General features: G+C 61.2%; 23 protein-coding genes and 2 tRNA genes. 5 read left to right on the forward strand and 20 right to left on the reverse strand.

All coding sequences use genetic code 11. From position 1 onward, the window contains the following. Positions 1 to 27: 27 nt before the first annotated feature. From rimP to rlmE, 9 genes are all read right to left on the reverse strand, one after another. Positions 28 to 486 carry a ribosome maturation factor RimP gene (gene rimP / locus AC5O5I_RS24465; protein ID WP_172221631.1) on the reverse strand — a complete coding sequence of 153 codons (459 nt, stop codon included), beginning with the start codon at positions 484 to 486 and terminating at the stop codon, positions 28 to 30. A gap of 130 nt (positions 487 to 616) precedes the next feature. Next, a tRNA-Met gene (locus tag AC5O5I_RS24470) sits at positions 617 to 693 on the reverse strand. A 100-nt stretch (positions 694 to 793) separates the two neighbouring features. Then, a tRNA-Leu gene (locus AC5O5I_RS24475) sits at positions 794 to 879 on the reverse strand. 21 nt (positions 880 to 900) lie between these two features. Then, positions 901 to 1,299: a preprotein translocase subunit SecG gene (secG, locus tag AC5O5I_RS24480; protein ID WP_494511710.1), complete on the reverse strand. Its 399-nt coding sequence runs from the start codon at positions 1,297 to 1,299 to the stop codon at positions 901 to 903. A gap of 4 nt (positions 1,300 to 1,303) precedes the next feature. Next, positions 1,304 to 2,059, reverse strand: a complete 756-nt coding sequence (tpiA, locus tag AC5O5I_RS24485; RefSeq protein ID WP_172221622.1) for a triose-phosphate isomerase — start codon at positions 2,057 to 2,059, stop codon at positions 1,304 to 1,306. Between the two features lie 65 nt (positions 2,060 to 2,124). Next, the gene (glmM, locus tag AC5O5I_RS24490; RefSeq protein WP_172221625.1) at positions 2,125 to 3,465 is read right to left on the reverse strand and encodes a phosphoglucosamine mutase; all 1,341 of its coding nucleotides are present in this window, start codon (positions 3,463 to 3,465) and stop codon (positions 2,125 to 2,127) included. 16 nt (positions 3,466 to 3,481) lie between these two features. Next, positions 3,482 to 4,333, reverse strand: coding sequence for a dihydropteroate synthase (gene folP, locus AC5O5I_RS24495; RefSeq protein WP_494511711.1), 852 nt, complete (start codon positions 4,331 to 4,333; stop codon positions 3,482 to 3,484). A gap of 8 nt (positions 4,334 to 4,341) precedes the next feature. Next, positions 4,342 to 6,246: an ATP-dependent zinc metalloprotease FtsH gene (ftsH, locus tag AC5O5I_RS24500; RefSeq protein WP_494511712.1), complete on the reverse strand. Its 1,905-nt coding sequence runs from the start codon at positions 6,244 to 6,246 to the stop codon at positions 4,342 to 4,344. Between the two features lie 203 nt (positions 6,247 to 6,449). After that, a complete protein-coding gene (gene rlmE / locus AC5O5I_RS24505) occupies positions 6,450 to 7,076 on the reverse strand; it encodes a 23S rRNA (uridine(2552)-2'-O)-methyltransferase RlmE (protein ID WP_172230865.1) in 627 nt (208 codons plus the stop codon). Between the two features lie 102 nt (positions 7,077 to 7,178). On the opposite strand from rlmE, the gene yhbY reads away from it, so the two are divergent. After that, complete coding sequence (gene yhbY, locus AC5O5I_RS24510; RefSeq protein WP_172230868.1) at positions 7,179 to 7,487, forward strand: ribosome assembly RNA-binding protein YhbY; 309 nt, start codon at positions 7,179 to 7,181, stop codon at positions 7,485 to 7,487. Between the two features lie 12 nt (positions 7,488 to 7,499). Here the strand turns inward: yhbY and AC5O5I_RS24515 are convergent, their stop codons facing one another. From AC5O5I_RS24515 to grpE, 8 genes are all read right to left on the reverse strand, one after another. After that, positions 7,500 to 7,949, reverse strand: coding sequence for an MFS transporter (locus AC5O5I_RS24515; protein WP_172230871.1), 450 nt, complete (start codon positions 7,947 to 7,949; stop codon positions 7,500 to 7,502). Continuing rightward, positions 7,927 to 8,409: a transcription elongation factor GreA gene (gene greA / locus AC5O5I_RS24520; RefSeq protein ID WP_172230874.1), complete on the reverse strand. Its 483-nt coding sequence runs from the start codon at positions 8,407 to 8,409 to the stop codon at positions 7,927 to 7,929. Before greA ends, AC5O5I_RS24515 begins: the two co-directional genes overlap by 23 nt. Then, complete coding sequence (gene carB / locus AC5O5I_RS24525) at positions 8,406 to 11,627, reverse strand: carbamoyl-phosphate synthase large subunit (protein ID WP_494511713.1); 3,222 nt, start codon at positions 11,625 to 11,627, stop codon at positions 8,406 to 8,408. The genes greA and carB overlap by 4 nt, the downstream gene beginning before the upstream one ends. Positions 11,628 to 11,732: 105 nt before the next feature. Beyond that, positions 11,733 to 12,869, reverse strand: coding sequence for a glutamine-hydrolyzing carbamoyl-phosphate synthase small subunit (gene carA / locus AC5O5I_RS24530; protein ID WP_172222511.1), 1,137 nt, complete (start codon positions 12,867 to 12,869; stop codon positions 11,733 to 11,735). 327 nt (positions 12,870 to 13,196) lie between these two features. Then, positions 13,197 to 14,000 carry a 4-hydroxy-tetrahydrodipicolinate reductase gene (gene dapB / locus AC5O5I_RS24535; protein WP_172222505.1) on the reverse strand — a complete coding sequence of 268 codons (804 nt, stop codon included), beginning with the start codon at positions 13,998 to 14,000 and terminating at the stop codon, positions 13,197 to 13,199. A gap of 13 nt (positions 14,001 to 14,013) precedes the next feature. Beyond that, positions 14,014 to 15,144: a molecular chaperone DnaJ gene (dnaJ, locus tag AC5O5I_RS24540; RefSeq protein ID WP_172222504.1), complete on the reverse strand. Its 1,131-nt coding sequence runs from the start codon at positions 15,142 to 15,144 to the stop codon at positions 14,014 to 14,016. A 197-nt stretch (positions 15,145 to 15,341) separates the two neighbouring features. Then, the gene (gene dnaK / locus AC5O5I_RS24545) at positions 15,342 to 17,267 is read right to left on the reverse strand and encodes a molecular chaperone DnaK (RefSeq protein WP_172222503.1); all 1,926 of its coding nucleotides are present in this window, start codon (positions 17,265 to 17,267) and stop codon (positions 15,342 to 15,344) included. A gap of 101 nt (positions 17,268 to 17,368) precedes the next feature. After that, positions 17,369 to 17,926 (reverse strand): nucleotide exchange factor GrpE, encoded by a 558-nt coding sequence (gene grpE / locus AC5O5I_RS24550; RefSeq protein WP_172222502.1) that lies wholly within the window; start codon positions 17,924 to 17,926, stop codon positions 17,369 to 17,371. A 193-nt stretch (positions 17,927 to 18,119) separates the two neighbouring features. Between grpE and recN the strand changes: the two genes are divergently transcribed. Beyond that, a complete protein-coding gene (recN, locus tag AC5O5I_RS24555) occupies positions 18,120 to 19,793 on the forward strand; it encodes a DNA repair protein RecN (protein ID WP_172222499.1) in 1,674 nt (557 codons plus the stop codon). 195 nt (positions 19,794 to 19,988) lie between these two features. Here recN and fur read toward each other — a convergent pair whose 3' ends face one another. Continuing rightward, positions 19,989 to 20,393, reverse strand: a complete 405-nt coding sequence (fur, locus tag AC5O5I_RS24560; RefSeq protein WP_172222494.1) for a ferric iron uptake transcriptional regulator — start codon at positions 20,391 to 20,393, stop codon at positions 19,989 to 19,991. A 97-nt stretch (positions 20,394 to 20,490) separates the two neighbouring features. On the opposite strand from fur, the gene AC5O5I_RS24565 reads away from it, so the two are divergent. After that, a complete protein-coding gene (locus AC5O5I_RS24565) occupies positions 20,491 to 21,027 on the forward strand; it encodes an outer membrane protein assembly factor BamE (protein WP_172222490.1) in 537 nt (178 codons plus the stop codon). 62 nt (positions 21,028 to 21,089) lie between these two features. Here AC5O5I_RS24565 and AC5O5I_RS24570 read toward each other — a convergent pair whose 3' ends face one another. Continuing rightward, positions 21,090 to 21,524, reverse strand: a complete 435-nt coding sequence (locus AC5O5I_RS24570; protein WP_172222485.1) for a type II toxin-antitoxin system RatA family toxin — start codon at positions 21,522 to 21,524, stop codon at positions 21,090 to 21,092. 163 nt (positions 21,525 to 21,687) lie between these two features. Between AC5O5I_RS24570 and smpB the strand changes: the two genes are divergently transcribed. Further along, positions 21,688 to 22,170: an SsrA-binding protein SmpB gene (gene smpB, locus AC5O5I_RS24575; RefSeq protein WP_172222482.1), complete on the forward strand. Its 483-nt coding sequence runs from the start codon at positions 21,688 to 21,690 to the stop codon at positions 22,168 to 22,170. Between the two features lie 221 nt (positions 22,171 to 22,391). Here the strand turns inward: smpB and AC5O5I_RS24580 are convergent, their stop codons facing one another. Beyond that, a complete protein-coding gene (locus tag AC5O5I_RS24580) occupies positions 22,392 to 23,159 on the reverse strand; it encodes an FCD domain-containing protein (protein WP_172286926.1) in 768 nt (255 codons plus the stop codon). 255 nt (positions 23,160 to 23,414) lie between these two features. Here AC5O5I_RS24580 and AC5O5I_RS24585 point away from each other — a divergent pair, with 255 nt between their 5' ends. Next, the gene (locus AC5O5I_RS24585) at positions 23,415 to 25,085 is read left to right on the forward strand and encodes a lactate permease LctP family transporter (RefSeq protein ID WP_172222462.1); all 1,671 of its coding nucleotides are present in this window, start codon (positions 23,415 to 23,417) and stop codon (positions 25,083 to 25,085) included. Positions 25,086 to 25,146 lie beyond the last annotated feature (61 nt).

The following is a 25,146-nucleotide window of genomic DNA, read 5'->3' on the forward strand; positions in this document are numbered from 1 at the left end:
CGGATAGTCCACCGGGCCCGGCACGTCTCAGTCAAAACTGGGAATAATATTGGCCTTGTCGATCGAGTCGATCGGTAACAGGAACTCCTGGTCGTCCACCTGGACCACCACATCCTGATCCTCCACACCGCGGAGAAGGCCCTGGAAGTTACGACGACCCTCGAAGGGTGAGCGCAGCTTGATCTTCACTTGTTCGCCGGCATGCGAGGCAAACTGTTCAAGCGTGAACAGCGGGCGTTCCATGCCAGGAGAAGAAACCTCTAGGGTATATTCAGAGCTGATCGGATCTTCCACATCAAGAACGCTGCTGACCTGGCGACTGACTTCTGCGCAGTCGTCCACCAGAATCCCGCCTTCCTTGTCGATGTAGACACGTAGTACCGAATGCTTGCCCTGGGAGACGAATTCAATCCCCCAGCATTCGAAGCCCAACCCCGTGACCACCGGGGCCAACAAGGCCTGCAACTGTTCTAGCTTGCTCGACACCTGAACCCCCTCGTGCATGCTGTGCAAATAAAAAATGGGCGAAGCGCCCATCCCTGAAAGCGCCGTTGGACAACGACGCCGAAAACTGTTCGGTTAGCAAAAAGCCCCTGAAAAGGGGCTCCGCTGAAGCTGGTTGCGGGGGCTGGATTTGAACCAACGACCTTCGGGTTATGAGCCCGACGAGCTACCAAGCTGCTCCACCCCGCGACAAAGCTGGGGCGAAAGTATAAGACCGAACCCCGTTGGGGGTCAAATCCAAACGATCACCTACAAGAAAGCCCGCTAAAGCGGGCTCTCAAGCTTTAATTGGTACCGAGAAGGGGACTCGAACCCCTACACCCTATGGGCACAACCACCTCAAGGTTGCGTGTCTACCAATTCCACCACCTCGGCAATACTACTACTTGAAGCCCGTTACTTCTGCTCTTCTGCCTGAGGAGGTACATCACCAGTATTAGGGGTGACTTCACTCTTCTGCTGTTGGAGCACCGGTACATCATCATTAACTGCCGGCTTTTGCTGCTCTTTCACTTCTAGCACTGCTGGATCTGGAAGACCTGCTTGGCTAAGCTGGTGAGCTTGTTGCTTCGCGAAGTATCCTAACCCAAGTGCTGTCAAAAAGAAAGTGGCAGCGAGTATAGCAGTGAATTTACTTAGGAACGTTGCAGAGCCCTGACTCCCGAACACGGTGTTTGAGGCACCCGCGCCGAAAGATGCACCTGCTTCAGCACCTTTACCCTGTTGCAACAGAACCAGCACTACAAGCGACAGCGCTGCCAACAGATGAAAAACAACGATGACTGTTTCCAGCATTTGTTCAGTTTCCTGCGGCGCGACAAATTGCACCGAATTCGTCTGCGTTCAGGGACGCTCCACCAATGAGCCCCCCATCGATATCCGGCATGCCGAACAGTTCGGCCGCATTGGCCGCCTTCACGCTGCCGCCGTAGAGCAGCTGCACCTTCGCAGCCACTTCAGCATCTTCTGCCGCCAGCTGGCCGCGGATGGCGGCGTGCACATCCTGGGCCTGCTGTGGCGAGGCCGTAAGGCCCGTACCGATGGCCCATACAGGCTCATAGGCAATTACTGCATTGGCAAAAGCCTTAACACCGAAAGCTTCGATGATACTGCTTAGTTGACGCCCGACAACTTCTAGCGTCTTGCCCGCCTCGCGCTCTTCAAGGGTCTCCCCTATGCAAAGCACTGGCTTCAAACCTTTGGCCTGGGCCGCTGCAAACTTGCGATTGAGCACATCGTCGGTTTCGCCAATGATCTGGCGACGCTCCGAGTGACCCACCAACACCAACTTGCAACCTGCTTCAGCCAGCTGCTCCGGAGCAACTTCCCCGGTCAGCGCACCCTGTTCGGGTTGTACAGCAGAATTCTGTGCGCCGACAGTAATTTCTTTGCCTGCCAGGCCATCGATCACTTGATTGATGAACAAGGCGGGTGGAAATACCGCGACTTCCACTTCGCTCGGCAAGGCAAGATTGCTCAAGCCTTCGGTCAGCTCAGCGACGCTAGCGCGGGTACCGTGCATCTTCCAGTTACCAGCTACCATAGGGCGACGCATGCTTTACCTCGTCGGTCAAAGTGGGCGCAGATCTTACCCAACCAGATCTGCGCTGGCAAGCGCCTTCAGACACAAACTTCGCCGACCAGTTTGGCCAACGCTTCGGCGTGCGTGCGCACCTGGCTTTCGTCTTCGCCCTCGACCATGACCCGCACCAACGGCTCGGTCCCGGACTTGCGCAGCAGCACACGGCCACGACCGGCCAACGCTTCGGTCACCTTGGCACTGGCTTCCTTGACCGCCGGGTGCTCCAGCGGGTCGACCTTGCTCGCCCCAAAGCGCACGTTGATCAGTACCTGCGGGCACTTGCGCAGGGCCTGGCGGGCCTGTGCGAGGCTTTCACCACGACGCTTGAGCGCCATCAGCACCTGCAGCGCGGCAATGATCGCGTCACCGGTGGTGGTGTGGTTGCAGCACACCACGTGGCCGGAGTTTTCACCACCGACCAGCCACTCACGTTCCAGCAGCTCGGCCATCACGTACCGGTCGCCGACCTTGGCCCGCACGAACGGGATATCCAGGTCCTTCAGTGCAAGCTCCAGGCCCAGGTTGCTCATGAGCGTACCGACCACTCCGCCCTGCAGCTTGCCACGGCTGTGCAAGTCGCGAGCGATGATGAACAGCAGCTCGTCACCGTCGATGATCGCGCCAGTGTGGTCGACCATCAGCACGCGGTCGCCGTCGCCGTCGAAGGCGATACCGAGGTCGGCATGCCCCACCAGCACGGCCGCCTGCAGCGACTCGATATGGGTCGAGCCGCAGCCTTCGTTGATGTTCAGGCCGTCCGGCTGGGCGTGCAGCACGGTCACGTCGGCACCCAGCTCGCGGAATACGCTTGGCGCGACCTTGTAGGTGGCGCCGTGGGCGCAATCGACCACCAGCTTGAGGCCTTCGAAACTGGTGCTGCTCGGCACGCTGCTCTTGCAGAATTCGATGTAGCGGCCGGCGGCGTCATTGATGCGCGAAACCTTGCCCAGCTTGCCCGACTCGACAACGGTCATCGGCTGGTCGAGCAGCTCCTCGATCATCAGCTCGACTTCGTCCGGCAACTTGGTGCCCTGGCCCGAGAAGAACTTGATGCCGTTGTCATCATGCGGATTGTGCGAGGCACTGATGACGATACCGGCCTCTGCGTGGAAAGTGCGCGTCAGGTAGGCGATGGCCGGCGTCGGCATCGGTCCGAGCAGCAGCACATCGGCACCTGCTGCAGACAGGCCGGCCTCGAGCGCCGACTCGAACATGTAGCCGGAGATCCGAGTGTCCTTGCCCACCAGCACCCGGCAGTGGCCCGCCTTGCGGAAGGCCATGCCGGCCGCCCAGCCGAGCTTCAGCATGAAGTCCGGCGTGATCGGGTATACGCCGACGCGGCCACGAATGCCGTCGGTACCAAAATATTTTCTGCTCATAGGGACTCCAATGTTCTTATTCGGCGTTTTGCACCGCAGCAATCATGCGCACTACATCGACAGTTTCGGCCACGTCATGGACACGCAGGATGCTTGCCCCCTTGGTCACGGCCAACGCCGCCAGCGCCAGGCTGCCGTACAACCGCTCGCCGACCGGACGTTCCAGCGTCAGGCCGATCATGCTCTTGCGCGAAACGCCCACCAGCAGTGGGCGCCCAAGGCAATAGAGCGCTTCCATGTGCTTGAACAGGCTCAGGTTGTGCGCCAGTGTCTTGGCGAAACCAAAGCCCGGGTCAAGAATGATTCTGTTCGCGTCGATACCCGCTGCCGCGCAGGCGGCCATACGCTGTTCAAGATAGCGCGTAACGTCAGCGGTCACATCCTGGTAATGCGGGTCATCCTGCATGTTGCCCGGCTCGCCACGCATGTGCATGAGGCACACCGGCAGCCCGGTATCCGCAGCCGCGTCCAGGGCGCCATCGCGCTCCAGCGCACGCACGTCGTTGATCAACCCGGCACCGAGCCGCGCCGACTCACGTATGACCGCGGGCGTGGAAGTATCGACCGATATGACCACGTCGAGGCGGCTGTTGATCGCCTCGACCATCGGCGCCACCCGCTCCAGCTCCTCGGTCACCGACACCGCACGCGCACCAGGGCGCGTGGATTCGCCGCCAATATCGATCAGCGTGGCACCGGCGGCAACCATCGCTTCGGCATGGCGCAAGGCCTCGTCGCGCTGATTGAAGCGCCCGCCATCGGAGAAGGAATCGGGGGTGATATTGAGAATACCCATGACATGGGTACGTGACAAATCAAGAACCCGGTTGCCGCAAGGCAACCGGGTCGGGTACTGCACTGAGCTCATAGATGCCCTTAGTGTTGAGCTGCCGGGCCGCCGATTGGCGATTCTGGACGATCATCCTGGGCCGCTGGCGTGCCCGAGTTCTTGTCATCGTCCCAGTCACGCGGTTCGCGTGGGGTGCGCCCGGCCATGATGTCGTCAATCTGATCGGCATCGATGGTTTCATACTTCATCAGCGCTTCGGTCATCGCCTCGAGCTTGTCGCGGTTTTCGATGAGCAACTGCTTGGCAGTGGCGTAGCACTGATCGATGATGCTGCGCACCTCGGAGTCGATCAGCTTGGCGGTCTCGCCGGAGACGCTGGCATGCTGGCTGCCGGCGCTACGACCGAGGAACACTTCGCCCTCTTCCTCGGCGTACATCAGCGGGCCGAGCTTCTCGGACAAGCCCCACTTGGTGACCATGTTGCGAGCGATCTGGCTGGCACGCATGATGTCGTTGGACGCACCGGTGGTGACGCCATCGAAGCCCAGGGTCATTTCTTCGGCGATACGGCCACCGTACAGCGAACAGATCTGGCTGATCAGCGCGCGCTTGGACAGGCTGTAGCGGTCCTCTTCCGGCAGGAACATGGTCACACCCAGGGCGCGACCGCGCGGGATGATCGAAACCTTGTAGACCGGGTCGTGCTCAGGCACCAGTCGACCGACAATGGCGTGGCCAGCCTCGTGGTAAGCGGTGTTGCGCTTTTCTTTTTCCGACATGACCATGGTCTTGCGCTCGGCGCCCATCATGATCTTGTCCTTGGCCAGCTCGAACTCTTTCATTTCGACCAGGCGCTTGTTGGAGCGTGCGGCAAACAGCGAAGCCTCGTTGACCAGGTTGGCCAGGTCGGCACCGGAGAAGCCTGGAGTACCACGGGCAATCACCGCCGGGTTGACGTTATCGCCGACCGGCACCTTGCGCATGTGCACCTTGAGGATCTGTTCGCGACCGCGGATGTCCGGCAGCCCAACCACTACCTGACGGTCGAAGCGACCAGGACGCAGCAGCGCCGGGTCGAGCACGTCCGGACGGTTGGTAGCCGCGATGACGATGATGCCGTCGTTCATCTCGAAGCCGTCCATCTCTACCAGCAACTGGTTGAGGGTTTGCTCGCGCTCGTCGTGACCGCCGCCCATGCCGGCACCACGGTGGCGACCAACGGCGTCGATTTCGTCGATGAAGATGATGCACGGGGCGTGCTTCTTGGCCTGCTCGAACATGTCGCGCACACGGCTGGCACCGACACCGACGAACATTTCCACGAAGTCCGAACCGGAAATGGTGAAGAACGGCACTTTCGCCTCGCCAGCGATGGCCTTGGCCAGCAGGGTCTTACCGGTACCGGGTGGGCCGACCATCAACACACCGCGCGGGATACGGCCACCCAGGCGCTGGAACTTGCCCGGATCACGCAGGAACTCGACCAGCTCGCCAACCTCTTCCTTGGCCTCGTCGCAGCCCGCAACGTCGGCCAGGGTAGTCTTGACCTGGTCTTCGGAAAGCAGGCGTGCCTTGCTCTTGCCGAAGCTCATCGGCCCGCCCTTGCCGCCTGCACCGCCCTGCATCTGGCGCATGAAGAACATGAACACGGCAATGATGACCAGGATCGGGAAGCTGGCAACCAGCAACTGGGTCCAGATGCTCTGCTGTTCCGGCTGCTTGCCTTCAACGACCACGTGGTTGTCGACCAGGTCGCCGATCAGGCCGTTGTCGGTAATGGCCGGGCGCACGGTCTTGAAGTTGTCGCCGTCGGCGCGCTTGCCGGTAATGATGTAGCCGTCGACAGTCACACGCTCGACCTTGCCATCCTTGACCTGCTGGATGAAGTCGGAATAGTTGAGGGTCTGCGGCTCGTTAGGGCTGGAGAAGTTGTTCATCACTGTCACCAGGACAGCTGCGATGATCAACCACAGGATCAGATTCTTTGCCATGTCGTTCAATTCGCTACCCTCTGAGGCCGGCGCACGACGCAGCCGTGCCTCGCATGATATTCATCGCCCTAACTTACTACATTACCTACGCAGCCGCAGGCACCGTCTGTAACCCTTTGTGAAAGCTAGACTACACGAAGTTCGGACGATCCAGACGGGAGGGCCGATTGGAAATAACTATCGGCCACCCGTAGCACGCCTTTTCAAACGCCTTTGAAACCCTTGCCCAGCAAGTACTGCTCGCGAGAACGGTCGCGCGAAGAAGACGGCTTGCGCATCTGCACCTTGTCGAACTTGGTGCGCACGTCCTTCAGGTACATGTCGAAGCCTTCGCCCTGGAAAATCTTGATCAGGAAATCACCGCCGGGCTTGAGCACGCGGGTTGCCAGATCCAGGGCCAGCTCGCAGAGGAACATGGCACGCGGCATGTCCACTTCGGGCGTACCACTCATATTGGGGGCCATGTCGGAAATCACAAGGTCTACATGCGTATCACCGACCGCCTCGAGAATCTGCTGCAGCACTGAATCATGGGTGAAGTCGCCCTGGATGAAGGTCACATCGGGGATCGAGTCCATTTCCAGAATGTCGGAGGCGATCAGACGGCCCTGGCCACCAATCAGACGACTGGTCACCTGCGACCAGCCACCCGGGGCGGCGCCGAGGTCGATCACGCTCATGCCGGGGCGGATCAGACGGTCCTTTTCCTGGATCTCCAGCAGTTTGTAGCTCGCACGCGAGCGGTAGCCATCCTTCTGTGCCTGTTTAACAAAAGGGTCGTTGAAATGCTCTCGCAGCCAGTTTGCGCTGCTTTTGGAACGTTGTACCACGGGGCACCTCGATGATATGCGTCGTGATTGACTGGGCGGAGCCGGTGGCCCTCGGGTAAAATGCCGGTCAATTTTACAGAATCAGACAGAAAGGGTCAGATTATGCCGCTCAATAACGAGCAGAAGAAGCAATACAAGTCCATTGGTCATGACCTGAAGCCGGTCCTGATCGTTGCTGGCAACGGTTTGAATGAAGGCGTCATCGCCGAACTGGAACGCGCCCTGGCCGACCATGAGCTGATCAAGGTCGAGATTCGCTCGGAAGATCGCGAAGAACGGGCCGAAACCATTGCCCAATTGTGCAAGGCCGGCCGTGCCGAGCTGGTGCAGACCATCGGCAAGAAAGCCCTGATCTACCGCAAGAACCCACAGCCGAACAAGCAGCTGTCCAACATCCACCGCTACAAGTAACGGTGGCTCCGCTCAGCGGCGCGTCAACCGCGCCCTGACCGGGACTGGCTGGGCTACCAGCACGATGCCGGAAAAGCCCAGCACCAGGAAGCAGAACATCTGCCAGCGCTCGCCTACGGAAATACCGTAGCGCAAGGTGTAGTACCCCACGCAGGCAGCGAAGCCGAGCAGCAGCATCTGGCCCCGGAACTGCCGCCACCAGGCCGCCAGGCCGTCAACCCTCGCCAGCACCGCCAGCTGGGTCAATAACCCCAACAACGCCACGCCGATCAACCAGCGGTCGATCTGCCCGGCGATGTCCTGCACCAGCAACGGCGCCAGGCCACTGACCTTGAGCGCGGGCACCAGCCCCACGTGAAACACCCACAGGCCACCGACCCAGAAAACCTGGGCCAGCTGCCAGAGGATCCCCTCGAGGGATGGCGCCCGCAGGCGCCGGTCAGATGTGCTGGACTTCGACAATCTCGTACTCGACCGTGCCGCTTGGCGTCTTGATGACGACGACGTCGCCTTCTTCCTTGCCGATGATGGCACGGGCGATAGGCGCGCTGCTCGACAGCTTGCCTTTCTTCACGTCAGCTTCATCTTCGCCGACGATCTGATACTTCACACGCTCGTCGGTTTCAGTGTTGGCCAGCTCCACGGTGGTACCGAAAATGACCTTGCCGGTATGGGCAATGGTGGTCACGTCGATCACTACCGAGTTTTGCAGACGGCCTTCGATATCACGGATACGGGCCTCGACCATACCCTGCTCTTCGCGGGCAGCATGGTATTCGGCGTTTTCCTTGAGGTCACCCAGCTCGCGGGCTTCACCGATCGCCTGACTCAGGCGCGGGCGCTCGGTCTTGCTCAGGAACAGGTGCTCCTCTTCCAGGGCGCGAGCGCCCTGGACGGTCATCGGGTATTTCGTAATGCTCATGCTTCGAGTCCTGCATGCAGATCTTGCAAGCGACGAACGGTCTTCTCGGGACCGAATTTCAGCGCTTCGCAGATGGCTTCACCGGCCGCAATGGTAGTGGTGCAGTAAATCTTGTGCTGCAGCGCATTGCGACGAATCGAGTACGAATCGGCGATCGACTGGCGGCCTTCGGTGGTGTTGATGATCAGCGACACTTCGTCGTTCTTGATCATGTCGACCACGTGCGGGCGACCTTCGGTCACCTTGTTCACACGGCGCACTTTCAGGCCAGCCGCCTCGATGACCTTGGCGGTGCCAGCAGTAGCAACCACTTCGAAGCCCAGGGCAATCAGGTCGCGGGCAACGCCAGCCACTTGTGGCTTGTCGTCATCGCGCACGCTGATGAACGCGGTACCGCCAGTCGGCAGCACTTCGCTGGCGCCCATCTGGGCCTTGGCAAAGGCTTCGCCGAAGCTGTCGCCGACGCCCATGACTTCACCGGTCGATTTCATCTCAGGGCCGAGGATCGGGTCAACCCCCGGGAACTTGGCGAACGGGAACACGGCTTCCTTGACGCTGTAGAAGTTCGGGATGATTTCCTGGGTGAAGCCAAGCTCTTTCAGGGTTTTGCCAGCCATGACGCGGGCCGCGATCATCGCCAGGGAGGTGCCGATGCATTTGGACACGAACGGCACGGTACGCGAAGCACGCGGGTTGACTTCGATCACGTAGATCTTGTCGCCCTGCAGGGCCAGCTGCACGTTCATCAGGCCGACCACGCCCAGCTCCAGGGCCATTTTCTTGACCTGTTCGCGGACTTCGTCCTGCACTTCCTTGCTCAGCGAGTAAGGTGGCAGCGAGCATGCCGAGTCACCGGAGTGAACGCCGGCCTGCTCGATGTGCTGCATGATGGCGCCGATCACCACGTCGGTGCCGTCGCACACCGCATCCACGTCCATCTCGATGGCGCAGTTGAGGAAGTGGTCGAGCAGTACCGGGCTGTCGTTGGAAACTTGTACCGCTTCGCGCAGGTAGCGCTTGAGCTCGTCCAGTTCGTAGACGATCTCCATCGCGCGGCCGCCGAGTACGTAGGACGGGCGCACCACCAGCGGGTAGCCGATGCTGCCCGCTGCGCGAATGGCTTCTTCTTCGCTGCGCACGGTGGCGTTTGGCGGCTGCAGCAGGTTCAGACGCTGCACCATTTGCTGGAAGCGCTCACGGTCTTCGGCACGGTCGATGGCATCCGGGCTGGTGCCGATGATCGGTACGCCGGCTTCTTCCAGGGCACGGGCCAGTTTCAGCGGGGTCTGGCCGCCGTAGTGGACGATGACGCCTTTCGGCTTCTCGACGCGGCACACTTCCAGCACGTCTTCCAGGGTCAACGGCTCGAAGTACAGGCGGTCGGAGGTGTCGTAGTCGGTGGAGACGGTTTCCGGGTTGCAGTTGACCATGATGGTCTCGTAACCGTCTTCGCGCAGCGCCAGGGCCGCGTGTACGCAGCAGTAGTCGAACTCGATCCCTTGGCCGATACGGTTAGGGCCGCCACCGAGGATCATGATCTTGTCGCGGGTCGACGGATTGGCCTCGCACTCTTCCTCGTAAGTGGAGTACAGGTAGGCGGTGTCGGTGGCGAATTCGGCGGCGCAGGTGTCGACGCGCTTGTAGACCGGGAACACTTCCAGCTTGTGGCGGTGACGGCGCAGGTTCTTGTCGGTGATACCGAGCAGAACAGCCAGTCGCTGGTCCGAGAAACCTTTGCGCTTGAGGCGCAGCATCATCGCCTTGTCGATGGCCGACAGGGCCAGGGTCTTGACCTTCTCTTCTTCCTTGATCAGATCTTCCATCTGCACCAGGAACCACATGTCGATGCCGGTCAGGGCGAAGATCTCTTCGCAGGTCATGCCCGAACGCATGGCGTCGGCGACGTACCAGATACGCTCGGCGCCCGGCACGGTCAGCTCGCGCTTGAGAATGCTGGCGGCTTCAGGGCTGGCCAGGTCGACTTTCGGGTCGAGGCCGCAGGCGCCGACTTCCAGACCGCGCAGGGCTTTCTGCAGGGATTCCTGGAAGGTCCGGCCGATGGCCATGACTTCACCCACGGATTTCATCTGGGTGGTCAGGCGGGCGTCGGCTTTCGGGAATTTTTCGAAGGCAAAGCGCGGCAACTTGGTGACAACGTAGTCGATCGACGGCTCGAACGAAGCCGGGGTGCGGCCGCCGGTGATGTCGTTCTGCAGTTCGTCGAGGGTGTAACCAATGGCCAGCTTGGCGGCAATCTTGGCGATCGGGAAGCCGGTGGCCTTGGACGCCAGGGCGGACGAACGCGATACGCGCGGGTTCATCTCGATGACGACCATCCGGCCGGTGTCTGGGCAGATACCGAACTGCACGTTGGAACCGCCGGTTTCGACACCGATTTCACGCAGCACCGCCAGCGAGGCGTTGCGCATGATCTGGTATTCCTTGTCGGTCAGGGTCTGTGCCGGGGCAACGGTGATCGAGTCACCGGTGTGCACACCCATCGGGTCGAAGTTCTCGATCGAGCAGACGATGATGCAGTTGTCCTTTTTGTCGCGGACCACTTCCATCTCGTATTCTTTCCAGCCGATCAGCGATTCGTCGATCAGCAGCTCTTTGGTCGGCGACAGGTCCAGACCACGGGTGCAGATTTCTTCGAACTCTTCACGGTTGTAGGCAATACCACCGCCGGTGCCACCCATGGTGAACGACGGGCGGATGATGCACGGGAAGCCGAGCTTTTCGAGGACCGCATTGGCCTCTTCCATGCTGTGGGCGATACCGGAGCGCGGGCACTCCAGGCCGATGGCCTTCATCGCCTTGTCGAAGCGCGAACGATCTTCAGCCTTGTCGATGGTGTCAGCGTTGGCGCCGATCATTTCTACGCCGAACTTTTCCAGAACGCCGTGGCGCTCCAGGTCCAGGGCACAGTTAAGTGCGGTCTGGCCACCCATGGTCGGCAAAACGGCGTCCGGGCGCTCTTTCTCGATGATCTTGGCCACAGTCTGCCATTTGATCGGATCGATGTAGGTGGCGTCGGCCATGGCCGGGTCGGTCATGATGGTGGCTGGGTTGGAGTTCACCAGGATGACGCGGAAACCTTCCTCGCGCAGGGCTTTACAGGCCTGGGCGCCGGAGTAGTCGAATTCGCAGGCCTGGCCGATCACGATCGGGCCGGCACCGAGAATCAGGATGCTTTTGATGTCTGTACGTTTTGGCATGGTGGTCACTCAAATCCGGGGTCAGTCGGCAAGCCGCTTTGAACAATCTGGGTCAGGCGCGTCCGGGCGCGGCAGGTGCCGGCCCGGGGCCTTGAAGCAGGATGCTCAGCGGCGCTTGGCCATGGCATCGGTGAAACGATCGAACAGTGGCGCGACGTCGGTCGGGCCTGGGCTCGCCTCAGGGTGACCCTGGAAGCTGAACGCGCTCTTGTCGGTGCGCTCGAGACCCTGCAGGGTGCCGTCGAACAGCGACTTGTGGATGGCGCGGACGTTAGCCGGCAGGGTCGCCTCGTCAACGGCAAAGCCGTGGTTCTGACTGGTGATCATGACCACGCCGGTGTCCAGGTCCTGGACCGGGTGGTTGGCACCGTGGTGGCCGTGGCCCATTTTCACGGTCTTGGCACCGGAAGCCAGGGCCAGCAACTGGTGGCCGAGGCAGATGCCGAATACCGGGATCTCGGTCTCGAGGATTTCCTTGATCGCCTGGATGGCGTAGTCGCACGGCTCCGGGTCACCCGGGCCGTTGGACAGGAACACGCCGTCCGGGTTGAGTGCCAGTACTTCGCTGGCCGGGGTCTGGGCCGGCACCACGGTCACGCGGCAGCCACGGGCGACCAGCATGCGCAGGATGTTCAGCTTGACGCCGTAGTCGAAGGCAACCACGTGGTACGGCAGGTCGGCGGCGTCGATGGTCGGGTGGCTGTCGGTCTTCAGCTCCCACACGCTGGAGCGCCACTCGTAACGCTCGGTGGTGGAGACGACCTTGGCCAGGTCCATGCCTTTGAGGCCTGGGAAGCCGCGGGCGGCAGCAATGGCGGCCTCTTCGCTGATGTTGTCACCGGCGAGGATGCAACCGTTCTGGGCGCCCTTTTCGCGCAGGATTCGGGTCAGGCGACGGGTGTCGATGCCGGCAATGGCAACCACATTGTTGGCCTTGAGGTACTCAGGCAGCGACTGGGTGTTACGCCAGTTGCTGGCCAGCAGCGGCAGGTCACGGATGACCAGGCCAGCGGACCAGACACGGTTCGACTCGGCGTCTTCCGGCGTGGTGCCGGTGTTGCCAATGTGCGGGTAGGTCAGGGTAACGATTTGCTGCGCATAGGAAGGGTCTGTAAGGATTTCCTGGTAGCCGGTCATAGCGGTGTTGAATACCACCTCACCAACGGTCTGACCGTCGGCACCAATGGCTTCACCGCGAAAAATACTGCCGTCGGCAAGGGCGAGTATGGCTGGCTTTGTCAAGAAGACCTCCCGTAAATCAAGCATGAAAGGGCGATCGCAGGTTGCAAAAAAGCGGAGTGACGTATGGACACGTCACCCCGCTTTCATGTGCTGAATTCAATTCGCTGCGCGCTTTTAGTGGACACACTAAAGCTGTAGCTTACAGAAAAGTGCGTTTTCGGTCTACCGTATATGTGTCTCTAAAACACATGAATGCGACAGACTGACACCGGCGGTGGCTTCTTCGCGGGTAAACCCGCTCCCACAGGGACCGCACAAAGTCTGCGCCCGGTACAAATCCTGCGGGAGCGGGCAAGCCCGCGAAGAAACCAACAGCGCTCCAACGGCTTAACGCAGTTCGAGCACATCCTGCATATCGTACAGGCCAGCATCGCGCCCATCCAGCCACAGCGCCGCACGCACCGCGCCCTTGGCGAAGGTCATGCGGCTGGAAGCCTTGTGGGTGATTTCCAGGCGCTCGCCTTCGGCGGCGAACAGCACGGTATGGTCACCGACCACATCACCGGCACGCACGGTAGCGAAGCCGATGGTCTTGCGGTCACGCGCACCGGTCTGGCCTTCACGGCCGTAAACCGCCACTTCCTGCAGGTCACGGCCCAGCGCATTGGCAACCACTTCACCCATGCGCAGCGCAGTACCCGACGGCGCATCGACCTTGTGCCGGTGGTGCGCCTCGATGATTTCGATGTCGACATCATCACCCAGCACCCGCGCCGCCATGTCCAGCAACTTGAGGCTAAGGTTCACCCCAACGCTGAAGTTGGCGGCAAAGACGATGGGAATGTCCTTGCCCGCCTCAGCCAGCAACTGCTTTTCCTCGACGCTGAAACCGGTGGTGCCGATGATCATCGCCTTGCCGTGCTTACGGCAGAACGCCAGGTTCTTCAGGGTCACCGAAGGGTGCGTGAAATCGATCAGCACGTCGAACTCGTCAGCCACCTTGGCCACGTCGTCGGACAGCAGCACGCCGATACGGCCCAGGGCCGCCAGCTCACCGGCGTCCGCACCGACCAGCGAGCTGTCCGGGCGATCGATCGCCGCCGTCAGCCCTGCACCCGGGTGTTGCTGCACGGCTTCGATCAGGGTCTTGCCCATTCGCCCTGCCGCACCCATTACTGCAATACGTCGCATAGCCATTTCCTTGTCAGAGGTCGCCGAAGAAGCGCTTCACGCCATCGAACCAGCCACTGGCCTTGGGCGAGTGGGAGCTGTCCCCTTCCAGCGAGTCACGCAGCTCTTCGAGCAATTCACGCTGGCGGCGGCTGAGGTTGACCGGGGTTTCCACCGCGACACGGCACAGCAGGTCACCGGCACCACCACCACGCACTGGCGCCACACCCTTGCCACGCAGGCGGAACTGCTTGCCGGTCTGGGTGCCTTCCGGAATCTTCAGCTTCACGCGACCGTCGAGGGTCGGCACTTCCAGCTCGCCACCCAGGGCAGCATCGGTGTAGCTGATCGGCACTTCGCAGTACAGGTGCTTGCCGTCGCGCTGGAAGATCTCGTGCTCACGCACGCTGATCACTACATACAGGTCGCCAGTCGGGCCACCATGGGTACCCGCCTCGCCCTCACCCGACAGGCGAATGCGGTCACCGGTATCGACACCTGCCGGCACCTTGACCGACAGCGTCTTGTATTCCTCGACGCGGCCTTCGCCGTGGCACGAGCCACACGGATCGGTAATGATCTTGCCTTGGCCATGGCAGCGCGGGCAGGTCTGCTGCACCGAGAAGAAGCCCTGCTGCATGCGCACCTGGCCGATGCCGCCGCAGGTCGGGCAGGTCGACGGGGTCGAACCCTTCTTGGCACCGGAACCGTCGCAAGGCTGGCAGTTGACCAGCGTAGGCACGCGAATGCTGACCGTGGTGCCACGCACCGCTTCTTCCAGGTTCAGCTCCAGCGTGTAGCGCAGGTCGCTGCCGCGCTGGGCACCGCCGCGGCCGCCACCGCGCCCCCCACCACCACCGAAGAAGTCACTGAACACATCGCCGAAGATGTCGGAGAAGTTGGCGCCACCGAAGCCGGCACCGCCAGCCCCCATGCTTGGGTCGACGCCGGCATGACCGTACTGGTCGAAGGCCGCGCGCTTGCTGGCATCAGACAGCACTTCGTAGGCCTCGTTGGCCTCCTTGAACATGTCTTCCGACTCTTTGTCGCCCGGGTTGCGGTCTGGGTGATACTTCATCGCCAGACGGCGGTAGGCCTTCTTGAGGTCAGATTCGCTGGCGCCGCGCTCGACACCCAGAACCTCATAATAATCACGCTTGGACATAGGTCATTTGCACCTTGTTGGGCGTCTGGCATCTGCGCCGCGCCATCAGCACCTGCCGCCTGCCCGCCTGGGGCGTCGACAAATGCTGTAAAAATTCTCGAATTCCAGATACGCCAACGCGGGAGCAAGCCCCCGCGCGGCGACATCCTACCAGCTCACCGCCAAACGGCGGTGAGCTGGCCGACAACATGCAACGATTACTTCTTGTCGTCGCCTTTTACTTCTTCGAACTCGGCGTCAACCACGTCATCGTGCTTGGCTTCCGGCTCGGCCTGCTGCGCGCCGCCCTGAGGCTGTTCGGCCGACTGCTCGGCGTACATCTTCTGGGCAACCGGGGCAGAGACCTTGGACAGCTCTTCGACCTTGGCGTCGATCGCAGCCTTGTCGTCGCCTTTGACAGCGGCTTCCAGGGCAACCACAGCGGCCTCGATGGCGGTTTTCTCTTCAGCGGTGACCTTGTCACCTGCGTCAGCGACCATCTTGCGGGTCGAGTGAACCAGTGCATCACCCTGGTTACGGGCAGCGGCCAGTTCTTCGAACTTGCGGTCTTCCTCGGCATTGGCCTCGGCGTCACGCACCATTTTCTCGATTTCTTCGTCGGACAGGCCGGAGTTGGCCTTGATCACGATCGACTGGGTCTTGCCGGTGGCCTTGTCTTTGGCGCCGACGTGCAGGATGCCGTTGGCGTCAATGTCGAAGGTCACTTCGATCTGCGGAACACCCCGCGGTGCTGGCGGGATGTCAGCCAGGTCGAACTTGCCCAGCGACTTGTTGCTGGCGGCTTGCTTGCGCTCGCCCTGCAGCACGTGAATGGTCACGGCGCCCTGGTTGTCGTCGGCAGTCGAGAACACCTGCGACTTCTTGGTCGGGATGGTGGTGTTCTTCTCGATCAGCGGGGTCATCACGCCACCCATGGTTTCGATACCCAGGGTCAGCGGACTGACGTCCAGCAGCAGCACGTCTTTCACGTCACCGGCCAGAACAGCACCCTGGATGGCAGCACCCATGGCCACAGCTTCGTCCGGGTTGACGTCCTTGCGGGCTTCTTTACCGAAGAAGTCGGCAACGGTTTTCTGCACCAGCGGCATACGGGTCTGGCCACCGACCAGGATCACGTCGTCGATCTTGCTGGCATCGATGCCGGCATCTTTCAGGGCGATGCGGCAAGGCTCGATGGTGCGCTGCACCAGCTCTTCAACCAGCGACTCCAGCTTGGCGCGGGAGATTTTCACGTTCAGGTGCTTAGGACCGGTAGCGTCTGCAGTGATGTACGGCAGGTTCACGTCGGTCGACTGAGCGGACGACAGCTCGATCTTGGCCTTCTCGGCAGCTTCCTTCAGGCGCTGCATGGCCAGCGGATCGCCTTTCAGGTTCATGCCCGACTCTTTCTTGAACTCTTCGACCAGGTAGTCGATCAGCAGCATGTCGAAGTCTTCGCCACCCAGGAAGGTGTCGCCGTTGGTGGCCAGTACTTCAAACTGGTGCTCACCGTCGACTTCGGCGATTTCGATGACCGAAACGTCGAAGGTACCGCCACCCAGGTCATAAACGATGACAGTGTGGTCGCCCTTGGCCTTGTCCATGCCGTAGGCCAGCGCAGCAGCGGTCGGTTCGTTGATGATGCGTTTTACGTCCAGACCTGCAATGCGGCCGGCGTCCTTGGTCGCCTGGCGCTGGCTGTCATTGAAGTAGGCCGGCACGGTGATGACCGCTTCGGTCACTGGCTCGCCGAGGTAGTCTTCGGCGGTTTTCTTCATCTTTTTCAGCACTTCGGCGCTGATTTGCGGCGGCGCCATTTTCTGGCCGTTCACTTCGACCCAGGCGTCACCGTTGTCGGCCTTGGCGATTTTGTACGGAACCAGCTGGATGTCTTTCTGCACCACCTGCTCTTCGAAGCGGCGGCCAATCAGGCGCTTTACCGCGAACAGGGTGTTGTGCGGATTGGTAACAGCCTGGCGCTTGGCCGACTGACCTACCAGGATTTCGCCATCGTTGGCGTAGGCCACGATCGAAGGGGTAGTGCGCGCACCTTCGGCGTTTTCGATGACCTTGACGTTACCGTTTTCCAGAATGGAGACGCACGAGTTGGTGGTCCCCAGGTCGATACCGATGATTTTGCCCATGTTAACTCTCCCGAAACTTGAATTTGTTAGCAGCGACTACTTTGGCCAACTGCGGTAATACTTGAAGGCTTGACACCTAGATGGGGTTGCCCCGACGGATTTCAAGCCTTTTCATTGATCGAGGGTTGCGCCGCGCTCGGCGCCTTGCTGACCACCACCATGGCGGGGCGCAGCAGGCGGCCGTTCAGCAGGTAACCCTTCTGGAACACGTTCAGCACGCTGTTGGGCTCTACTTCAGCATTCTCCTGCATGGCCATCGCCTGGTGGTGCTCAGGGTTGAACGGCTGGCCGTGCGGGTCGACAGCTTCGAGGTTGTAGCGCTTCAGGGTGTCCTGGAACATCTTCAGGGTCAGCTCGACGCCTTCGCGGATCTGCTTGACGTGCTCATCGTCGGCACTGGAGTGGGCCAGGGCCAGTTCCAGGCTGTCGATCACCGGCAGCAGGTCGCTGGAGAATTTCTCCAGGGCGAACTTGTGGGCTTTCTCCACGTCCTGCTCGGCCCGACGGCGGGCATTCTGCACGTCGGCGACGGCGCGCAGCGCTTGGTCCTTGGCTGTTGCCAGCTGCTCCTCGAGCTCCAGAACACGGGCCTCGGCAGCGTTGCCTGCAGCGGCTTCTTCGACGTTAAGGTTGTTCTCGTTCAGCTGTTCATCAGCCATGGGGTCTCTCCTGCGCAATTTTGTGGACTGCGAGCCAGGCTCGCCTGTGATGTCGGCTATATGGGGCCGGAAAAACCAGCTTCAAGGGGCACGATGGATTTCCCGGCCGCAACAGAATCTGCCAAGGGGCATTGGCAGGCCTGAAAAAAGTACTGTATAAATAACCAGACAAGACTCTCGGGAGCCGCCCCTCATGCTGGTGCACCTGTCCATTCACAACTATGCCATCGTCGAGCACCTCGACCTCGAAATTGCCCGCGGCATGTCCGTCATCACGGGCGAGACCGGTGCCGGCAAATCGATCATGCTCGACGCCCTAGGTCTGGCCCTGGGCGACCGGGCCGACAGCGGCGTGGTGCGCCCAGGCACCGACAAGGCCGACATCCTCGCCACCTTCGACCTGGTGGACATCCCCGAGGCCCATACCTGGCTGGCCGAGCGCGACCTGGCCAACGAAGGCCTGTGCATCCTGCGCCGGGTGATCACTGCCGAAGGCCGCAGCCGTGGCTACATCAATGGCACGCCCTGCCCACTCGGCGACCTCAAGGCGCTGGGGGAGCTGCTGATCGATATCCACAGCCAGCACGAGCACCAGTCGCTGCTCAAGGCCGACACCCACCGTCGCCTGCTCGACGAGTATGCCGGCGCCGTCGACCTGTCGCGTCAGGTGCAACTGGCCGCCAAGCGCTGGAACCAGACCCGCCTGGAGCTCGAGCGCCTGTCCAATTCCGGCGACGAGCAGCGCGCGCGTCATCAGCTGCTCAGCTACCAGCTGGAGGAGCTGGACAACCTCGGCCTGGGCGAGCACGAACTGGAGCAACTGGAGCAGGAACACAAGAACCTGACCAGCGCCGAAGCCCTGTTTGGCATCTGCCGCCAGGTGATCGACCAGTGCAGCGAGAGCGATTCGGGCAATGTGCTCAGCGCCCTCACCTCAAGCCTCAACCGCCTGGGTGCAGCGACCCACTCGCCGAAAGCACTCGGTGAGGCGGCCAACCTGATCGCCAGTGCCCAGATCCAGGTAGAGGAAGCCGTTGGCGAGCTCAATCGCTTCCTCGACAACTTCGATGCCGACCCCATGCGCCTGCAGGCGCTGGAAGAGCGCCTCGACACCATCTACACCCTGGCGCGTAAACACCGCGTTCACCCGACCGAACTGCCCCACCTGCAACAGCAGCTGATGGAAGAACTGGAAGGCCTGAACGCCAGTGACGAATCGATCGAGCGGCTAGGAGAAGAACTGACCGCATTTGCCCAGCACTATAAAGAGAAAGCGCGCGAACTCAGTGGCCTGCGCCAACAGGCTGCGCAGCAGCTGTCAGGGGCGGTAGAACAGGAAATCCAGCGCCTTGGCATGCCCGGCGGGCGCTTCCGCATCGAGCTTACCGCCAACGACGCGGCAGACTTGTCGCCCCACGGGCTGGAGCAGATCGAGCTGCTGGTCAGCGCCAACCCCGGCCAACCGCTCAAGGGCCTGGCCAAGGTGGCATCGGGTGGCGAGCTTTCACGCATCAGCCTGGCCATCCAGGTCATTACCGCGCAAACCTCGCGCATTCCGACCCTGGTATTCGACGAAGTCGACGTAGGCATCGGTGGGCCTACCGCTGAAATCGTCGGCCAGCTGCTCCGCCGCCTGGGCGAGCGTGGCCAGGTGCTGACCGTAACCCACCTGCCGCAGGTGGCAGCGCAAGGACACCAGCACCTGTTCGTGCACAAGGTGCGCAACAGCGACACCACACACACCGCCGTCGCCAGCCTGGGCAAGCGGGAGCGGGTCGAAGAGGTGGCGCGAATGCTGGGCGGCATCGACCTGACCAAGGAATCCCTGGCGCATGCGCGCAAGATGGTGGTTTCCGGCAAGGCCTGATCCTTCCTGCACTGGCCCTATCGCCGGCAAGCCAGCCCCCACAGGGACAGCGCCTGGCCTGAGCCCAATGCGATCGAGGTAGGAGCTGGCTTGCCGGCGATAGGGCCAGTGCAGGCCACCAAATTCATCTGCCCAAAGCAGAAAGCACAAAGGCGACCCGAGGGTCGCCTTTGTTATTTATAACGATAAAAAACGTTACTTTTTCTTACGCACGTACAGGACCAGATTGTGGTCCACCAGCTCGAAACCGTGCTCTTCCACAATCTCACGCTGACGCTTTTCAATCGCGGCATCCATGAATTCGATAACTTCGCTGGTATCCACGTCAACCATATGGTCGTGGTGACCGCCATCGGCCAGCTCGAACACTGCATGGCCGCCGTCGAAGTTGTGGCGAACAACCAGCCCCGCCGCTTCGAACTGGGTCAGCACGCGATAAACAGTGGCCAGGCCGACGTCTTCACCTGCTTCCATCAGCGCTTTGTAGACGTCCTCGGCACTCATGTGACGCTGCTCGGTGGAATCGAGCATCTGAAGGATCTTCACTCGAGGCAGGGTCACCTTGAGACCGGCTTTGCGTAATTCGCTATTTTCAACCATGGTCAGCTTTCTCGCCGATGCTGCTTCGCAGCTTCTCTTAATACGGGTATGATCGGGGTTTACGTTGTCCAGCCAAGATAGTGGAAGTCGCCCACCGATGCAAAACACCAAGCTCTTGCTAACCAGCCTCACCCTAGTGGGACTGCTCGCACTCGCCGGTTGCTCGTTTCCCGGGGTTTACAAAATCGACATCCAGCAGGGCAATGTCGTCACGCAGGACATGATAGACCAATTACGCCCCGGAATGACCCGACGGCAAGTAAGGTTTATCATGGGCAACCCGCTCATTCAGGATACGTTCAACACCAATCGGTGGGACTACCTGTACAGCTTGCAGCCTGGTGGCGGTAAACGTCAGCAAGAACGCATGAGCATTTTCTTCAATGAAAGCGACCAGCTGGTCAGCCTGTCGGGTGACTTCATGCCAGGCGTCAGCCGCGACCAGGAAATCCTCGGTGGCAGCAGCGACACCACGGTAAGCCCGGCAAGCCAGACCGAGCAGCCAGCACAACCTGCTACGCAGCCTGAAGAAAAACCGGCCAAGCCAGGCTCGGTAGAAGAGTCCATCCAGCGCGAGATCGACACCATCGAAACTACGCCAGTGCCGACCCCGGCACCGCTGGAAACCCGGTAACCGGGACAGCAGATGCAAAAAAGCCCGGACATGATCCGGGCTTTTTGTTGCCGCTCTATGCGTCAGGCATTCAGTTGCTTGGCGCGCTGGCAGAAGGCGTCCACCAGGGTGTTGGCGGCCTGGTTGAAAAGAGGCCCCAAGGTAGCGCGCACGATTGACCCGGCATAATCGAACGACAGGTCCAGGCTGATCTTGCAGGCTTTCTCACCCAACGGCTTGAACACCCACAGGCCATGCAACTGGGTGAACGGCCCCTCTTCCAGGTTCATCTCGATGGACTGCCCAGGCACCAGCACGTTACGCGTGACGAAGTGCTGGCTCATGCCACCCTTGGCCACTTCGAGCTTGGCACGCATGTGCGTGTCGCTGCACTCGAGCACCGTCGAAGCCGAGCACCACGGCAGGAACTCTGGGTAGCTGGCCACATCGTTGACCAGATCGTAGAGCGCCTGGGCAGGGTATGGCAGCAGGGCGGAGCGTTGAATATGGGTAGTCATCCAGGCATCACTTCCAAGGCTGGGTGGCGGCGCTTCGCAGCGTGCCGAAAACAGGTTCTGTCGACAAGACAGGGGCTGTATTGTCCGGTATTCATTGCAGTGGCTCAAGCACACCGAAATCCCATAGCGGACGACGCGCGGACTTGCCTATAATGCCGCCCCTATGGCTAAGCAAAAAAAACATCCGACCGGGACCATCGCGCAGAACAAGAAAGCGCGACACGATTACTTCATCGAACACAAGTTCGAGGCCGGGCTGGTCCTGTCCGGCTGGGAAGTAAAAAGCCTGCGGGCCGGCAAGGCGCACCTCGTTGACAGCTACGTGCTGCTCAAGGACGGCGAAGCCTGGCTGTTCGGCAGCCACATCACCCCGCTGACCACGGCCAGCACGCATGTCATCGCCGACCCGATGCGCACGCGCAAGCTGCTGCTGAACAAGCGCGAGCTCGAGCGCCTGGAAGCGGCGGTGGCGCAAAAGGGTTACACCTGCGTCGCCATGTCGCTGTACTGGAGCAAGCACCTGATCAAGTGTGAAATCGCACTGGGCAAGGGCAAGAAGGAATTCGACAAGCGCGACACGGTGCGCGAACGCGATTCCAACCGCGAGCTGCAGCGGGCTGTGCGCAACAAGGGCAAGGAAGACTAGATCTTTCGGTTAGCCTGTTCTGGCCTCATCGCCGGCAAGCCAGCTCCCACAGGTACTGCATAGGGCTCACAGCCAATGCAACACCTGTGGGAGACCAGATCTTTCGGTTAGCCTGTTCTGGCCTCATCGCCGGCAAGCCAGCTTCCACAGGTACTGCACACGGCTCACAGCCAATGCAACACCTGTGGGAGCTGGCTTGCCGGCGATGAGACCAGCGAAGGTCAGCGACCGCTGCGCCGCTCTGCCCGCGCCACCCGCTGCGCCTCTTGCTGCGCCTCTGCCAGCACTTCCTGCACATACAGAATGTGCCGGCTGGATATTTCTCGCGCATCCTCCGCCCTGCCCTCGACAATCGCCAGGTAAAGCTCCCGATGCTGACTAATCAGCATGTCCCGGGTTTCGGTGCGCTGCTGGTACATGCCACCGATGTTGGTCACCACGTTGCGCTTGAGCAGGTCGAACAAGCCACGGATGGTGTGTAGCAACACCGCGTTATGACTGGCCTCGGCGATCGCCAGGTGGAAGCGCGCATCCGCCACGCCCTCTTCTGCCCGGGTCACTTCGTCGACCCTGGAATAGCAGTCCTGAAGCACATCGAAGGCTGCCTTCAGCCGCGCCCGGTCTGGCTCGGTGGCGCGCTGGGCTGCGTAATACGCACAGGACGCTTCCAGGGTATGGCGGAATTCGAGCAGATCGCGCTGCGCCTCTGCACTGTGCTCAAGCAATTGCAGCAACGGGTCGCTGAACGTGGAGCCCAGGGATTCGGCTACAAAATTGCCCCCTCCCTGGCGGCTGACCAGCAGCCCCTTGGCCACCAGCTTCTGGATCGCCTCACGCAGTGACGGGCGAGACACGCCGAACTGCTCGGCGAGGACGCGCTCGGCCGGCAGCCGCTGCCCCGAGGTCAGCGTGCCTTCCAGAATCATCCCTTCCAACCGATCGACAATATCGTCGGACAGGCGCCGTTGGCGGACCTGATCAAAAACCATCACATGCTCTCCACAAACCCCCGGCAGATTTCAGGGGGCGCCTATTCTCGCCGATCCAGGCCGCGCAAACACCCATCAAGCCACGATTTTCCCAGCGCACCAGGCGCCCGTTCATCGGTACCCGACCAAAGTTTTGCACAGGACAAATTGACACACCCACGACGGCGCTTTTAACCTAGCGCCCAGTCATTGTAAATTGGTCTTACCAATTATCCAATGCCAGTGCTGACCAACAACAATTAGGGGCCACCCCATATGCAAACCTGGCAACAACTCTATAGCCCGCTTGGTAGTCTTGGCTTGTCCGCACTGGCGGCGGTCATTCCCATTGTGTTCTTCTTCCTTGCCCTCGCCGTGTTCCGCCTCAAGGGCCACGTGGCGGGCAGCATCACCCTCGCGCTGTCGATCCTGGTGGCGATCTTCGCCTTCCAGATGCCTGTCGACATGGCTTTCGCCGCCGCGGGTTATGGCTTCCTCTACGGCCTCTGGCCCATTGCCTGGATCATCGTTGCCGCGGTGTTCCTGTACAAACTCACGGTCAAGAGCGGCCAGTTCGAAGTGATCCGCAGCTCGGTGCTGTCGATCACCGACGACCAGCGCCTGCAAGTGCTGCTGATCGGCTTCTGCTTCGGTGCCTTCCTGGAAGGGGCGGCGGGCTTTGGTGCACCGGTGGCAATTACCGCAGCGCTGCTGGTAGGCCTGGGCTTCAACCCACTGTACGCCGCCGGCCTGTGCCTGATCGCCAACACCGCACCGGTGGCCTTCGGCGCCCTGGGCATCCCGATCATCGTGGCCGGCCAGGTCACCGGTATCGACGCCTTCCACATCGGCGCCATGACCGGCCGCCAGCTGCCGCTGCTGTCGTTGTTCGTACCGTTCTGGCTGGTGTTCATGATGGACGGGCTGCGCGGCGTGAAGGAAACCTGGCCTGCCGCCCTGGTCGCCGGCCTGAGCTTCGCCGTGACCCAGTACTTCACCTCGAACTTCATCGGCCCCGAGCTGCCGGACATCACCTCGGCGCTGGCCAGCCTGATCTGCCTGACCCTGTTCCTGAAAGTCTGGCAGCCCAAGCGCTCGTTCAGCGAAGCCAAAGGCAGCGTTGGCGCCGCCGTGGTGCAGCCGACCGGCAGCCAGCCGACGCCCTACAGCTTTGGCGAAATTTTCAAGGCCTGGTCGCCGTTCCTGATCCTTACCGTGCTGGTCACCATCTGGACCCTGAAGCCGTTCAAGGCAGCCTTCGCCCCAGGCGGCGCGATGTACAACTTCGTGTTCAATTTTGCCATCCCGCACCTCGACCAGCTGGTGATCAAGACCGCGCCGATCGTCGCCGCGCCGACCGCCATGCCGGCGGTGTTCAAGCTCGACCCGATCTCTGCCACCGGCACCGCGATCTTCCTGTCGGCGCTGATCTCCATGGCCGTGCTGAAGATCAACTTCAAAACTGGTCTGACCACTTTCAAGGAGACCTTCTGGGAACTGCGCTGGCCAATCCTGTCGATCGGCATGGTGCTGGCCTTTGCCTTCGTCACCAACTACTCGGGCATGTCCTCGACCATGGCTCTGGTGCTGGCCGGCACTGGCGCTGCCTTCCCGTTCTTCTCGCCGTTCCTCGGCTGGCTGGGCGTGTTCCTGACGGGCTCGGACACTTCGTCCAACGCCCTGTTCAGCTCGCTGCAGGCCACCACCGCGCACCAGATCGGGGTCAACGACACCCTGCTGGTGGCCGCCAACACCAGCGGCGGCGTAACCGGCAAGATGATTTCGCCGCAGTCGATCGCCGTGGCTTGCGCCGCTACCGGCCTGGTCGGCAAGGAATCCGATCTGTTCCGCTTCACCGTCAAGCACAGCCTGTTCTTCGCCACCATCGTCGGCCTGATCACTCTGGTCCAGGCCTACTGGCTGACCGGCATGCTGGTTCATCACTAAAGTGAAAGGGCCGGGCGCCAGCTGCGCCCGGCACTCCCCACAAGCAACGCTGCGAGAATCC

The organism is Pseudomonas sp. 9_2_1 (assembly GCF_059295275.1).